Annotated in this window: 14 protein-coding genes and 1 pseudogene; 5 read left to right on the top strand and 10 right to left on the bottom strand. The window is 60.7% G+C overall.

Features of this window, described 5'->3' with window-relative positions; genetic code table 11:
- Nucleotides 1-58 precede the first annotated feature (58 nt).
- A complete protein-coding gene (locus ACIPZC_RS24560) occupies nucleotides 59-1111 on the bottom strand; it encodes an ABC transporter ATP-binding protein/permease (protein ID WP_400630073.1) in 1053 nt (350 codons plus the stop codon).
- Nucleotides 1112-1522: 411 nt separating this feature from the next.
- On the opposite strand from ACIPZC_RS24560, the pseudogene ACIPZC_RS24555 reads away from it, so the two are divergent.
- Nucleotides 1523-2770 (top strand): annotated as a pseudogene (locus tag ACIPZC_RS24555) (DUF6861 domain-containing protein).
- A complete protein-coding gene (locus ACIPZC_RS24550) occupies nucleotides 2770-3075 on the top strand; it encodes a DUF3630 family protein (RefSeq protein ID WP_400630071.1) in 306 nt (101 codons plus the stop codon). The pseudogene ACIPZC_RS24555 and the gene ACIPZC_RS24550 overlap by 1 nt, the downstream one beginning before the upstream one ends.
- A gap of 31 nt (nucleotides 3076-3106) precedes the next feature.
- Here ACIPZC_RS24550 and ACIPZC_RS24545 read toward each other — a convergent pair whose 3' ends face one another.
- The 4 genes from ACIPZC_RS24545 to ACIPZC_RS24530 form a co-directional block, all read right to left on the bottom strand.
- Nucleotides 3107-3496 carry a FecR domain-containing protein gene (locus tag ACIPZC_RS24545; RefSeq protein ID WP_400630069.1) on the bottom strand — a complete coding sequence of 130 codons (390 nt, stop codon included), beginning with the start codon at nucleotides 3494-3496 and terminating at the stop codon, nucleotides 3107-3109.
- Between the two features lie 139 nt (nucleotides 3497-3635).
- Nucleotides 3636-3815 carry a sigma factor-like helix-turn-helix DNA-binding protein gene (locus tag ACIPZC_RS24540; RefSeq protein WP_400630104.1) on the bottom strand — a complete coding sequence of 60 codons (180 nt, stop codon included), beginning with the start codon at nucleotides 3813-3815 and terminating at the stop codon, nucleotides 3636-3638.
- A 209-nt stretch (nucleotides 3816-4024) separates the two neighbouring features.
- Nucleotides 4025-5131 (bottom strand): GlxA family transcriptional regulator, encoded by a 1107-nt coding sequence (locus tag ACIPZC_RS24535; RefSeq protein WP_241805589.1) that lies wholly within the window; start codon nucleotides 5129-5131, stop codon nucleotides 4025-4027.
- Nucleotides 5132-5521: 390 nt separating this feature from the next.
- Nucleotides 5522-6898, bottom strand: coding sequence for an L-serine ammonia-lyase (locus ACIPZC_RS24530; RefSeq protein ID WP_241805588.1), 1377 nt, complete (start codon nucleotides 6896-6898; stop codon nucleotides 5522-5524).
- A gap of 441 nt (nucleotides 6899-7339) precedes the next feature.
- Here ACIPZC_RS24530 and ACIPZC_RS24525 point away from each other — a divergent pair, with 441 nt between their 5' ends.
- From ACIPZC_RS24525 to choV, 3 genes are all read left to right on the top strand, one after another.
- Nucleotides 7340-8287 (top strand): choline ABC transporter substrate-binding protein, encoded by a 948-nt coding sequence (locus ACIPZC_RS24525; RefSeq protein WP_349975965.1) that lies wholly within the window; start codon nucleotides 7340-7342, stop codon nucleotides 8285-8287.
- A gap of 79 nt (nucleotides 8288-8366) precedes the next feature.
- Nucleotides 8367-9215: a choline ABC transporter permease subunit gene (choW, locus tag ACIPZC_RS24520; protein ID WP_400630102.1), complete on the top strand. Its 849-nt coding sequence runs from the start codon at nucleotides 8367-8369 to the stop codon at nucleotides 9213-9215.
- On the top strand, nucleotides 9212-10390 hold the full coding sequence (gene choV, locus ACIPZC_RS24515; protein WP_241805586.1) for a choline ABC transporter ATP-binding protein: 1179 nt from the start codon (nucleotides 9212-9214) through the stop codon (nucleotides 10388-10390). The genes choW and choV overlap by 4 nt, the downstream gene beginning before the upstream one ends.
- Nucleotides 10391-10426: 36 nt before the next feature.
- Here choV and hisF read toward each other — a convergent pair whose 3' ends face one another.
- The 5 genes from hisF to hisB form a co-directional block, all read right to left on the bottom strand.
- Nucleotides 10427-11197: an imidazole glycerol phosphate synthase subunit HisF gene (gene hisF, locus ACIPZC_RS24510; protein ID WP_267819386.1), complete on the bottom strand. Its 771-nt coding sequence runs from the start codon at nucleotides 11195-11197 to the stop codon at nucleotides 10427-10429.
- A gap of 10 nt (nucleotides 11198-11207) precedes the next feature.
- Entirely contained in the window at nucleotides 11208-11945 is a 738-nt protein-coding gene (hisA, locus tag ACIPZC_RS24505; protein ID WP_003255731.1) for a 1-(5-phosphoribosyl)-5-[(5-phosphoribosylamino)methylideneamino]imidazole-4-carboxamide isomerase, read from the bottom strand.
- Between the two features lie 112 nt (nucleotides 11946-12057).
- Nucleotides 12058-12318: a DUF2164 domain-containing protein gene (locus tag ACIPZC_RS24500; RefSeq protein ID WP_241805582.1), complete on the bottom strand. Its 261-nt coding sequence runs from the start codon at nucleotides 12316-12318 to the stop codon at nucleotides 12058-12060.
- Nucleotides 12319-12957: an imidazole glycerol phosphate synthase subunit HisH gene (gene hisH / locus ACIPZC_RS24495; RefSeq protein WP_241805581.1), complete on the bottom strand. Its 639-nt coding sequence runs from the start codon at nucleotides 12955-12957 to the stop codon at nucleotides 12319-12321.
- A complete protein-coding gene (gene hisB, locus ACIPZC_RS24490; protein ID WP_012316676.1) occupies nucleotides 12958-13551 on the bottom strand; it encodes an imidazoleglycerol-phosphate dehydratase HisB in 594 nt (197 codons plus the stop codon).
- Nucleotides 13552-13818: the final 267 nt, after the last annotated feature.

Genomic DNA, 13818 nt, shown 5'->3' with positions numbered 1-13818 from the left:
TCCAGGCCTGTGCAGCACCTGTGGGGGCTGCCTTGCCGGCAATAGGGCCAGGCCTGCCCTACACAGGCTCGGCCAGTTTCTCCAGCGCTGCAGTGCGGTCGAACAGCCGCGCCAGCCCTTCCTGGTGAGTCACACCCACCACCGTACACCCCGGCAACTCCCGCCTGAGCATTTCCAGCAAGCCCCGGGCACTGCCCAGATCCAGCTGGCTGGTCGCCTCATCCAGGTACAAGGTATCCGGCCGGTACAGTAACGCCCGCGCCAGGCTTAAGCGCTGCTGCTCCCCGCCGGAAAGCACGCGTGCCCACTCAGCCTGCTTGTCCAGTTGCCCCGTCAGGGCTCCCAGCCCCACCTTGCCCAGCACATCGATCAACTGCAGATCGTCTATCGACTGCACCTGTGGATAAGCCAGTAACGCGCGCAGGCTCATGTGCGGCATGTAGGGCTTTTGCGGTAGCAGCAAGCTGCGCCCCGGTGGCAGCTGCCACTCGCCCAGGCAGTAGGGCCAAAGCCCCTGCAAGGTGCGCAGCAGGGTCGACTTGCCAACCCCGCTGCGCCCACCCAGCCGTAGCCACTGGCCCTGCCCTGCTTGCAGGTCCAAATCGCGCAGCATGGCACTGCCATCGGGCCGGCAGAGCGTCAGCCCCCGCGTACACAGGCAATCACCCTGCGTGGCAGTGACGGCCTGCCTAGGGCTGGCAGTGATCGCCTGCTCGAACTGCTCCAGCCGCTGCAATGCAGCGCTCCAACGCACCAGCTTGTGATAAAGCTTGATGAACCAACTGAGCGAGCCGTGCACCGCGTTGAAGGCACTGCGGATCTGCATCAGCCCACCCAGGGTGATGGTCTTGGCCATAAAGGCTGGCAAGGCGGAAAACACCGGGATGATCAGGCTCAAGCGTTCATAAGAGACGGTAAACAGGCTGAGATTGCGTTCACGCCCCATCAGTTGGCGCCAGTTGCCGGCGATGGCGCGAAAACGCTCGGCCAGGTGCTCGCGTTCGACCGCCTCGCCCCGGTAAAGCGCAATCTGTTCGGCATGGTCGCGCTTGCGCAGCAGGCTGGCAGGAAAGTCCGCTTCGCGGTGTTCACGCTCGTAATTCTCGCGCAACACCGATACCCGCACCGCGCCTCGGGGTTCCAGGCTTGCGGGTGGAAGCTGCTGGTCCGCAATACCACACGCGGTTCCGGTGCGATGGCCGGGTCCTCACCGAGTTCACCGGGCTGCTGCAAGGCACGCTGGCTGGCCAGCGAAACGCTGCGCGGGTGGCGCGCCAGCACCCCCATCAACTCCGCCACGCGCCGTTCAGCTGCAATCGACTACGGCATTTCTCCGCGAGACTGCCTACGGTACACGCAAAGTTTATAGCCATGGCCTTCTAAAGCCGCAAAAATTCAGCTAAAAGTCATAGCTAAGCCAACTCATGCTGCTAGAAGGTGTGACAACAAAAAGGGCTTCATTCACACACATCCGCGAAAGCCAGAAAATTCGTGTGAGAGGCTAAAATGGAAGATTTTAAAAATGGACCTGCTAAATAAAGTCCCTACATGGGATGTAATAGAGCGAAACCTTGAAGTAAAATTTGGCGAATTCAACCATAACATTCAGACGTCTTGGTATGACACCACCCAAAGCTGGAATGGATTTACACGTCGAGTCAGTGAGCAAGTCGGTCGCACCTATGGAAGCTTAGGAGGAGATCGAATTGATGCTGTGCGTGAGGCAATTTACCGCGCTGAGCCTATCCTATTGGAACGCGTCAGGCAGCAATGGTCGAGCATCAACATAGATCAGATTATTGATGTACTTCGCAAGCTCGCGAAAGAAGTATCCATGATTTTGGGCGGCAGCATTGCAATTGGCACTATTTCAGGTGGTGCTGTTGGTTCAATGGCTTTTGGTGCTGGAGTAGCTCCTGGCGCAATTGCGGGAGGGGCAATTGGTTTAGAGATTGGCAACCTGGTACTTATTGGGTTAGGTCTATCGGCAATTACTGAGTATTTCCTTCAGGGAGCACCCGACTGTCTAGCCACACTCCAAAATGGTATTATTACAGCCTGGCACTCCGAGGATGGGTTACCCACCGGGCTTGACCCAACCGGAGGATCAGCAGCTCGAAGATAACAAATGATAAGCCGTGCGGCTAATCAGCTGGCCAGAGGGCAAGAGCAACTAATCCAGTTGCTACTCACTGCTATAGTCGCCTACCTGTTGCGCGGCCCGATCAACGCCTCCATTTCCAACAGCATGGAAAGTATTGCTGCCAGAAGTCTGAATTTCCAGACTGAATTAACTAACAGAGCGCTAGCCTCTTGGCTAGGCAAGAATCAGAGAACACTATTGTCGCACCCAAAACTTCAGCCCCCTTCAGCGAAAACCTTGACCAAGTCCAATAGTTCAAAAGAGCTAGAGACACCAAAATGGGACAATGTTCGCTTCAGGGCGGATGGCGACTTCGGAAATCTACCCGCGCTGAGACAGCTTTATGTCCGGGAAGTTTTCGATCTGCAGCAACGCGTAGCCGCAATGAGAAGCTCGGCAGAGAGCGTCGAAGCGATTGCAAAATTTGCCCACTCTTCCCGGACAGCCATCAAACTAAAGTATAGAGAATTTACCCCTCCAGATCTTTTGAAGACAATTGACGAGCGCAATATGGGTAAGTATGGCAATAAGCTCGGACCAACCTTTGAATGGCTTGTCGAAAAAGGCAAGTCTTTTGAGCAAATCATTGAGAGCGCAACACGCTCCGGCGGAGGAGACCTATTCTGATGAAAAGCCTTAAGCTAGAATCTTTAAGCATAGAAACCATGCACTCAGGGCGAGCCTGCCTCAATTTAACTTCGAGCATAAATTGGGAAGAATTTCCGGATTATGCACAAGCAGTTCTCAACCTACTTGACGGCAACATCAACAAGAAGACCGACGCTGTCGACGTAAGGATATGGGAAGTGATTATTGACAAAGAGAAGTTCTATCTGACCTACGACGACTTTCCGGCAATGGTTTCAATAGAGTCCTTGAGCAAAACTGGAGACCTATTGTTATCCGAGTTCAAAATAAAACTATCAAGATAGGACAGCTCGCCCCCACATTTAGAGAGCCTTCTCAGCCCCAGGCTCTCGCCCCTACCTCGAAGAATGCCTGGCCCGTCAGCAACTTCACGTCGCGATGATCGCCAGAGTAGTCCACGGCAATAGCGGTGTCGCTGTCCAGCTGCACCACGCTGCCATCGGCCAACGTCGCATCGCGGGTCCCGCCCTGGGTCGTGCGGTAGTCGGCCTGCAGGCGCAGGCTCAGCGAAGGTGCTACGACCACAATCAGGCAGGCCGCCACCGCTGCGCCCAACCACCGGCGCCGGGCAGTTTTTTTCCAGGGCAGCGGCAGCACCCTGGCGGGCGCAAGTTGCAGGGGCCACTGCTCGGCGGTGGCAGGCGCCAGCTGGCCGGTCAGGCGCCACACCCGCTCGGCCTTGCCGTAGGCCTGTGCATTGGCCACTGCGCCAGCTCGGCACGCAGTTGCGCATCGTGCAGCACCTGCTGGATGCGCAGGAGCCAGTCCTCCAGGGGGCTCGGGGGCGCGAAGGGTTGCACAGAGTCGGCCCGTCAAGCAAAGGACGCGCCAGCACTAGGAATTTTCACAGGTCGTCCTCCAGCTGCGCCATGCAATGGCGCAAGGCATCGTGGACCAACTGGTGCACCAGGCTCACCGAGACGTTCAGGTGGGCAGCCACCTGCTGCAAGGTGACGCCACCGAGGCGGTGCATTTCGAAGGCCAGCCGGGTGCGCTCAGGCAATGCATCGAGCGCACGGTTGATGGCGGCGAGCTCGCCCTGCTGGGTGGTGGTCTGCTCGGGGGAGCGATGCTTGAAGGTAGCTCGGCAATCACCTCGTCGTCACCGGGCTGGGCCTTTTCAGTTGCCGTGCGGCGAGCCGTCTCCCACAGGTACCGCAGCGGTCTAAGGCCTGGCGGTGATCTGCGGGAGCGAGGTTGCCGGTGATAGGGCTGCAAAGCAGCCCCGATGCTTTAAAGCCTCACACTGGCAAAGGTCGACTCGTTGCGCGCCTGGCTCAGCGCAGCCATCGGCCCGCTGTGCGGCGACAGGGTCATGGCTTGCGGAATCGGCATCATTGCCACTTGCTGTGCGGTGTTTGAGCCTACTCGTTCATCACGCGGCGGAATGCCGAAGTACTCGCGGTAGCACTTGGAGAAGTGCGGCGTGGAGACGAAGCCGCACACCGAGGCCACTTCGATGATCGACATCGGCGTCTGCTTGAGCAGCTGCCGCGCACGGATCAGGCGCAGCTTCAGGTAATAGCGCGACGGCGAGCAGTGCAGGTACTTCTGGAACAGCCGCTCAAGCTGGCGACGCGACACGGCCACGTACACGGCCAGTTCGTCCAGGTCGATCGGCTCTTCGAGGTTGGCCTCCATCAGCGCGACGATTTCCTGCAGCTTCGGCTGGTTGGTACCCAGCATGTGCTTGAGCGGCACGCGCTGGTGGTCCTGCTCGTTGCGAATGCGCTCGTAGACGAACATCTCAGAGATCGCCGCCGACAGTTCGCGGCCATGATCGCGGCTGATCAGGTGCAGCATCATGTCCAGCGGCGCAGTGCCGCCAGAGCTGGTGAAGCGGTTGCGGTCGAGGGTGAACAGGCGTGTGCTCATGTTGGCCCGCGGAAACGCCTCCTGCATCGCCGCCAGGCATTCCCAGTGCACGCTGCAGTCGAAACCATCGAGCAGGCCGGCACAGGCCAGCGCCCAGCTACCGGTGCACACAGCGCCCAAACGGCGCGACTGACGCGCCTGGGCCTGCAGCCAGGTGACATGCTCACGGGTAACCGAACGCTGGATCCCCACGCCACCGCAGACGATAACGGTGTCGATGGGAGGGGCGTTGGCGATGGAGGCGTCCGGCGTGATCTGCAAGCCATCGCTGGCCCACACCTGGCCGCCATCGACGGTGAGCGTGTGCCAGCGATACAGCTCACGGCCGGAAAGCTGGTTGGCCATGCGCAGCGGTTCCACGGCCGAGGCCAAGGAAATCAGGGTGAAGTTGTCCAGAAGGAGAAACCCGATGGACTGGGGTGCTGTGCGGTTCTGGGTTGGATTCCCGGAGGTGTACGACGTCATCGCGATTTCTCCTCACACAAAAACAGGGTGTGCCTCAGGCGGGCACTGATTTTTTGTAATGGCCCCAATTCATTTGCAGGGGCTTTGCCAATCTCAACGCAAGGGCCGTGCCTGAAATTGAACGGCCATCCAAAAAAACCCAAAAACGACGCCTTTTTTCAGCAATTCCGGCTCGCCGATCGGGTTGTTGAAAAAACCCAAACCGGCGGGCCAGCGCCTTTGCGTGTCACTTATGAGCAATTTGGTGACACGCTCAAGGCAGGTTGCCCAGAAACGACACTGTTTAGTGTCACCGACAATGGTGACACTGATCGCGACATCCGACGATCGGCTGATACGAAGACGCCCCAAAACGGGGCGTCTTGACAAAAGTAGCTCACAGTCAGCGCATCAACATTCGATGGCGCTGACCGCCAAACCGCCGCGCGAGGTCTCTTTGTACTTGTCGTGCATGTCGGCGCCGGTGTCGCGCATGGTGCGGATCACCTGGTCCAGGGAGATGAAGTGCTCACCGTCACCGCGCAGGGCCATCTGCACAGCGTTGATGGCTTTTACTGCGGCAATGGCGTTGCGCTCGATGCACGGCACCTGCACCAGGCCACCGACCGGGTCGCAAGTCAGGCCAAGGTTGTGCTCGAGGGCGATCTCGGCGGCGTTCTCCACCTGCGCCGGGGTCGCCCCCAGCACTTCGGCAAGGCCAGCCGCCGCCATGGCGCACGCTGAACCGACTTCACCCTGGCAACCCACCTCGGCACCTGAAATCGATGCATTCTTTTTGCACAGGATGCCCACTGCGGCGGCGGCCAGGAAGAAGTCGACCACGTTGGACTCGTCGACCGCATCGCTGAAACGCATGTAGTAGTGCAGCACAGCCGGGATGATGCCGGCCGCGCCATTGGTGGGCGCAGTGACCATGCGCCCGCCAGCGGCGTTCTCTTCGTTGACCGCCAGGGCGAACAGGTTGACCCACTCCATGGCACTCATGGTCGAGCCGATCACATTGGGCTTGCCGATCTCCTGCAGGCTGCGGTGCAGCCTGGCGGCGCGGCGGCGCACATTCAGCCCGCCGGGCAGCGTGCCCTCATGCTTGAGGCCGTTGTGCACGCATTCCTGCATGGCTTGCCAGAGCGTGTGCAGGCCGGCGCGGATCTCTTGCTCGCTGCGCCAGACCTTCTCGTTGGCCATCATCAATTGCGACACGCTAAGGTCGTTTTGCTTGCACAGGCGCAGCAGCTCTGCGGCACTGTTGAAATCGTACGGCAGCACCGTCTGGTCGGCATCCAGCACACCACTGGCGGCCTGGGCGGCATCGACCACGAAACCGCCCCCCACCGAGTAGTAGGTGTCACGGTGCAGCTCGCCCTGCTCGCCTTCGGCGATCAGGGTCATGGCATTGGGGTGGTACGGCAGGTTCTCGTCCAGCAGCAGCATGTCACGCGCCCAGACGAACTCGATGGGCAGGCGGTTATCCAGCTTCAGGGTATTGGTTTCGCGCAGGTCGGCGATGCGTGGGACGATCTGGGCTGGGTCGATGGCGTCCGGCCATTCGCCCATCAGGCCCATGATGGTGGCGTGGTCGGAGCCGTGGCCAATACCGGTGGCCGACAGCGAGCCGTATAACCGCACCTGCACCCTTTTCACCTGCTCGAGCTCGCCGCGCTCACGCAGGCCTTGGACGAACAGGGCGCCCGCACGCATGGGGCCGACGGTATGGGAGCTGGAGGGCCCGACTCCGATCTTGAACAGGTCGAACACGCTGATGGCCATTGTCGCTACACCTCTTGCTGGGCTTGTCTCTGCGCGCCATGCGCAGGGCGGGGCAACTGCTAGGCTGAAGCTGCGAGCCGCCACGAATGCACGCATCATCAGGCTTTTGCGCCCCCCCTCGCCGTCTGCAACCGACGTACTTTTGTCCAGCAGCGCCGCGCCGTTTTACCTGTATGTGCGCCGCTTTCAGGCGCTCCGATGACGGAAAAATACGCAGCCAGGGGAGGAAAATGCCATATGCGACATCGCCAGTACTCAAAGCGACCCGTTCCGTACTGGTTACGACCCCACCTGTAGGCGATTGCCCGGCGCTGGTGGATTATCGAAAGCGACTCGTATTGCACGGCCTCGCATCCTGCCCTCTGCAGGCCTGGTTGACCGGACCCTGAGAAAGCCCGGCAGCCCTCGCGAACCCGAAGATAAAATCACAGGAGTCCATCCATGAAAGGTTCACCCTCGCTGTTGCTGGCCGCGTTGCTGTCCGCCCCCTTGCTGGCCCAGGCCGCAGAACCCGAGCAGTGTCAGACGGTACGTTTTTCCGATGTCGGCTGGACCGACATCACGGTAACCACCGCGACCACCAGCGTTGTGCTCGAAGCACTGGGTTACAAGACTCACACCACCATGATCTCGGTACCGGTGACCTACAAGTCGCTGGCCGCCGGCAAGGACCTGGACGTGTTTCTCGGCAACTGGATGCCGACCATGGAAAACGACATCAAGCAGTACCGCGACGCCGGCACTGTCGAAACCGTGCGCGCCAACCTGGAAAACGCCAAGTACACCTTGGCCGTACCCCAGTCGCTGTACGACAAGGGCCTCAAGGATTTTGCCGACATCCCCAAGTTCAAGAAGGAACTGGAAGGCAAGATCTACGGCATCGAACCGGGTAACGACGGCAACCGCACCATCCAGAGCATGATCGACAAGAACGCCTTCGGCCTGAAGGACGCCGGTTTCAAGATCGTGCAGTCCAGTGAGGCCGGCATGCTGTCGCAGGTGGACCGGGCGCAGAAGCGCGGGGAGGCGATCGTGTTCCTCGGCTGGGAACCTCACCCGATGAACACCCGCTTCAAGATGCAGTACCTGACCGGCGGGGACGACTTCTTCGGCCCCGAACTGGGCAAGGCAACCGTGCTGACCAATACCCGCAAGGGCTACGTGCAGGAGTGCAGCAACGTAGGCCAACTGCTCAAGAACCTGTCGTTCGAGCTCAAGGATGAAAGCACCATGATGGGCTATGTCCTGGACGACAAGATGAAACCCGAGGCAGCTGCCAAGAAGTGGCTCAAGGACAACCCAGGCAAGCTGGACGCCTGGCTCGCCGGTGTGACCACCGTGGACGGCAAACCGGGCCTTGAGGCGGCCAAAGCCAAACTGACGCAATAACGCAAGACGAAGGCAACACCGCGGGGCGGGACCGTGCTCGCCCCGGACTGATTTCAATCTTTGCAGGTGGAAGCTCGCTATCATGCTTATCGATCAGAAAATACCCCTGGGTGAGTACATCGCGTCATTCGTCGAATGGCTGACCCAGAATGGCGCCGATTACTTCGACGCCATCGCTCAAGGCCTGGAATTCATGATCCAGGGCGTCACCGGCACTCTGACCTGGTTCAACCCGTTCGTCCTCATCGCCCTGTTCGCCGCCCTCGCGCACCTGATTCAGCGCAAATGGGCACTGACTGTGTTCGTCGCCCTCTCCTTCCTGCTGATCCTCAACCTGGGCTATTGGCAGGAGACCATGGAAACCCTGGCGCAAGTCACCTTTGCCACCGTGGTCTGTGTGGCCATCGGTGTACCGCTGGGAATCGTTGCCGCGCACAAACCGATGTTCTATACCGCGATGCGCCCGGTGCTCGACTTGATGCAGACGGTGCCCACCTTCGTTTACCTGATCCCAACCCTGACACTGTTCGGCCTGGGTGTGGTGCCTGGGCTGATCTCCACGGTGGTGTTCGCCATCGCCGCGCCGATTCGCCTGACCTACCTGGGCATCTGCGACGTCCCGCAGGAGCTGCTGGACGCCGGCAAGGCCTTCGGCTGCTCGCGGCGCCAGTTGCTGACCCGCATCGAACTGCCCCACGCGATGCCGAGCATCGCCGCCGGCGTTACCCAGTGCATCATGCTGTCGCTGTCGATGGTGGTGATCGCGGCCCTGGTGGGCGCCGATGGCCTGGGCAAACCCGTGGTCAACGCACTGAACACCGCCGACATTTCCCTGGGCTTCGAAGCGGGCCTGGCGATCGTACTGCTGGCCATCATGCTCGACCGTATCTGCAAGCAACCGGAAGTCACGGTAAGGGGTGAAGCATGAGCATCATTCGTTTCGAAGATGTCGACGTCATCTTCTCCAACAAGCCGCGTGAAGCGCTGGCACTGCTCGATCAGGGCAAGACCCGGGAGCAGATCCTCAAGCAGACCGGGCTGGTGGTGGGTGTCGAAAAGGCCAACCTGGATATCAACAAGGGCGAGATCTGCGTGCTGATGGGCCTGTCCGGTTCGGGCAAGTCGAGCCTGCTGCGCTGCATCAACGGCCTGAACACCGTCAGCCGCGGCAAGCTGTTCGTCGAGCACGAAGGCAAGCACATCGACATTGCCCACTGCACCCCGGCAGAGCTCAAGATGATGCGCACCAAGCGCATCGCCATGGTGTTCCAGAAGTTCGCCCTGATGCCTTGGCTGACGGTGCGCGAGAACATCAGCTTTGGCCTGGAAATGCAGGGCCGCCCTGAAAAGGAACGGCGCAAGCTGGTGGACGAGAAGCTTGAGCTGGTGGGTTTGACCCAGTGGCGCAACAAGAAGCCGGACGAACTCTCCGGCGGCATGCAGCAGCGCGTGGGCCTGGCCCGGGCACTGGCGATGGATGCTGACATCCTGCTGATGGACGAACCGTTCTCGGCCCTCGACCCACTGATCCGCCAGGGCCTGCAGGACGAGCTGCTGGAGCTGCAGCGCAAGCTCAACAAGACCATCGTGTTCGTCAGCCACGACCTGGACGAAGCGCTCAAGCTGGGCAGCCGCATCGCCATCATGAAGGATGGGCGGATCGTTCAGTACAGCAAGCCCGAGGAGATCGTGCTCAACCCGGCGGACGACTACGTACGCACCTTCGTGGCCCACACCAACCCGCTGAACGTGCTGTGCGGCCGCAGCCTGATGCGCACCTTGGACAACTGCAAACGGATCAATGGCTCGGTGTGCCTGGACCCAGGCATCGATTCGTGGCTGGACCTGGGCGAAGGTGGCTCGCTCAAGCGTGCACGCCAAGGGCAGAACGGGCTGGACCTGCAGAACTGGGCGCCTGGAGAGGATGTCGAGCTGCTGGAGCGGCGGCCGACGCTGGTCAATGCCGATATCGGCATGCGCGAAGCGCTGCAGATTCGTTACCAGACTGGCAACAAGCTGGTGCTGCAGGATAACGACAAGGTAGTGGGGATACTTGGGGATACCGAGCTGTACCACGCGCTGCTCGGCAAGAGCCACGGCTAATGCAACCGGGGCCGCTGTGCGGCCCCAATCAATCTGTCAGCGAACGACGATACCGCGGGCAGCCATGTAGGCCTTCGCTTCCGGCACTGTGTACTCACCGAAGTGGAAGATGCTCGCCGCCAGTACCGCGCTGGCATGCCCTTCCAGAATCCCGTCAGCCAGGTGCTGCAAGTTACCCACACCACCCGAAGCGATCACCGGAATCCCCAGCGCATCGCTGATGGCACGGGTCACACCCAGGTCGAAACCGTTCTTCATGCCGTCCTGGTCCATGCTGGTCAGCAGGATCTCACCGGCACCCAGGCCTTCCATCTTCTTCGCCCACTCGACCGCGTCCAGCCCGGTCGGCTTGCGCCCGCCATGGGTGAAGATTTCCCAGCGCGGCGCTTCACCGGGGCCAGACACCTTCTTGGCATCGATGGCCACCACGATGCACTGCGAACCGAAACGGTCGGCAGCCTCACCCACGAACTCAGGGTTGAACACCGCGGCGGTGTTGATCGAAACCTTGTCGGCACCGGCATTGAGCAGGTTGCGGATGTCCTGCACGGTACGCACGCCACCGCCCACGGTCAGCGGGATGAACACCTGGCTGGCCATGCGCTCGACGGTATGCAAGGTGGTATCGCGGCCATCGACGCTTGCGGTGATGTCGAGGAAGGTGATTTCGTCGGCACCCTGCTCGTTGTAGCGACGGGCAATTTCCACCGGGTCGCCGGCATCACGAATGTTCTCGAACTTGACGCCCTTGACCACCCGGCCGTTGTCCACGTCCAGGCAAGGGATGATGCGCTTGGCCAGTGCCATGGTTCAGTCCTCAGCCTTGGTAGTTGTCGCAGAAGGCCTGGGCCTCGGCGACATCGAGGGTGCCTTCGTAGATGGCACGGCCGGTGATGGCACCGATGATGCCCGGGGCCTTGGCGTCCAGCAGGGCCTTGATGTCACCCAGGTTGTGGATACCGCCCGAAGCGATCACCGGAATGCGGGTGGCTTCGGCCAGTGCCTTGGTGAACGGCACGTTGCAGCCCTGCATCATGCCGTCCTTGGCGATGTCGGTGTAGACGATCGCCGAGACGCCATCGGCCTCAAAGCGCTTGGCCAGGTCGATGACCTGCACCGAGCTCACCTCAGCCCAGCCGTCGGTGGCGACGAAACCGTCCTTGGCGTCCAGGCCGACGATGACCTTGCCGGGGAAGGCCTTGCACGCTTCAGCGACGAACTCAGGTTGCTTGACCGCCTTGGTGCCGATGATCACGTAGCTGACGCCGGCCTTGACGTAGTGCTCGATGGTTTCCAGCGAACGGATACCGCCGCCGATCTGGATCGGCAGGTTCGGGTAACGCTTGGCGATGGCAGTGACCACTTCACCGTTGACCGGCTGGCCTTCGAAGGCGCCGTTAAGGTCGACCAGGTGCAGGCGGCGGCAACCACCCTCCACCCACTTGGCGGCCATGCTCACCGGGTCGTCGGAAAATACCGTGGAGTCTTCCATGCGGCCCTGGCGCAGGCGCACGCAGGCACCGTCCTTCAGATCGATAGCGGGGATAATCAGCATGCTCTTTCCTTCGTCAATTCAAGCGGCAAGCTGCAAGCGACAAGCTGCAAGCATGCGCGTCGTGTTTTCGATGGCGGTCCAGCTTTGGCTTGCAGCTTGAGGCTTGAAGCTTTCAGCTTTTTTCCAACGCCCACAGGTCGCTCTCGATGCTCTCGAACCGCTCCTTGAGGTGCAGCTGAACATCGGCAATCGCCCTGTTGTAGTAATGGGGTGCAATCTCTTTGCTGAACAGCTCGAGGACCTCAGCCACCTCGAACGACCCCAGCTGCAGCTCGAAGCGGTCTTCGAGGAAGCGCTTGAGGGTGTCGAGCGCTTCGCGCTCCTGCTCGGGGGCCAGGGTGATGACGGGGGCCTTGGTCTTCGACCTGCTCATTTACCAGCGCCCGTCCCAGGCCACGAAGTTCTGCAGCAGTTGCAGGCCATGGGTATGGCTCTTCTCCGGGTGGAACTGCACGGCAAAGCGCGAGCCCTCGGCCAGCGCGGCAGCGAAGTCGACGCCATAATGGCCGCGACCGACCACTTGCCCCGGCTTGCCGGCATTGATGTAGTAGCTGTGCACGAAATAGAAGCGCGCACGATCAGAGATGTCGTGCCACAGCGGGTGGTCGACGGCCTGAGTGACTTCGTTCCAGCCCATGTGCGGCACTTTCAGGTGCTCACCACCTTCCTGCAGGTCTTTACCGAAGAAGCGCACCTGGCCAGGGAACAGGCCGATGCAGTCGACACCGTCGTTTTCTTCGCTGTGCTCCAGCAGCGCCTGCATGCCTACACAGATGCCCAGAAATGGCCGGTCCTGGCTGACTTCACGCACCAGGCTGTCGAAGCCCAGGCGGCGGATTTCGGCCATGCAGTCGCGGATCGCGCCCACACCCGGGAACACCACACGGTCAGCCTCGCGAATCACCGCAGCATCGCTGGTGACCATCACCTTGCCGGCGCCGACGTGCTCGAGCGCCTTGGCTACCGAGTGCAGGTTGCCCATGCCATAGTCGATTACGGCTACCGTCTGCATTTACAGGCATCCCTTGGTGGATGGCATCTGCCCGGCCATGCGCTCGTCCTGGGTCACGGCCATGCGCAGGGCACGACCGAAGGCCTTGAACACGGTTTCGATCTGGTGGTGGGTGTTGTGGCCACGCAGGTTGTCGATGTGCAGGGTAACCAACGCATGGTTGACGAAGCCCTGGAAAAACTCCTGGAACAGGTCGACATCGAAGCCGCCAACGGTGGCGCGGGTGTACGGCACGTGCATCTGCAGGCCTGGGCGGCCAGAGAAGTCGATGACCACACGCGACAGCGCTTCGTCCAGCGGCACATAGGCATGGCCGTAACGGAAGATGCCTTTCTTGTCGCCGATGGCCTGGGCGAATGCCTGGCCCAGCGTGATACCGACGTCTTCGACGGTATGGTGATCGTCGATATGCAGGTCACCCTTGCACTCGATATCCAGATCGATCAGCCCGTGCCGGGCAATCTGGTCGAGCATGTGTTCAAGGAAAGGCACGCCGATATCGAATCGGGCCTTGCCACTGCCATCGAGGTTGATCGAGCACTTGACCTGGGTTTCCAGGGTATTGCGCTCGACGGAAGCCTTACGTTCGACCATCACCAGCTCCGCAAAATCATTGGGCGAAAAGGGCTACATTATAGGCCCAGAACGCTCAAGCTTGGAACGCGGATGACATATGGCATTGCAAGGGGCTGCTCGGCAGGCCGATCACCGGCAAGACGCCTCCCCCAAAGCCCCGCCAGAACTCAAGCCCAGCGGAGAAACCTGTGAGGGCAACTGGCTTGCCCAGTGTCTAAAACCGGCGCAATCCAGGTGGCCGGCTTGCCGGTGATGAGGCCAGGACAGCCAGCCAGTCAGCTGGCT

Source organism: Pseudomonas sp. NPDC089743, assembly GCF_044748785.1.
GTDB lineage: Bacteria > Pseudomonadota > Gammaproteobacteria > Pseudomonadales > Pseudomonadaceae > Aquipseudomonas > Aquipseudomonas putida_X.
The sequence above is the reverse complement of the archived record's forward strand: the minus strand, read 5'-3'. Positions and strand labels throughout refer to the sequence as shown.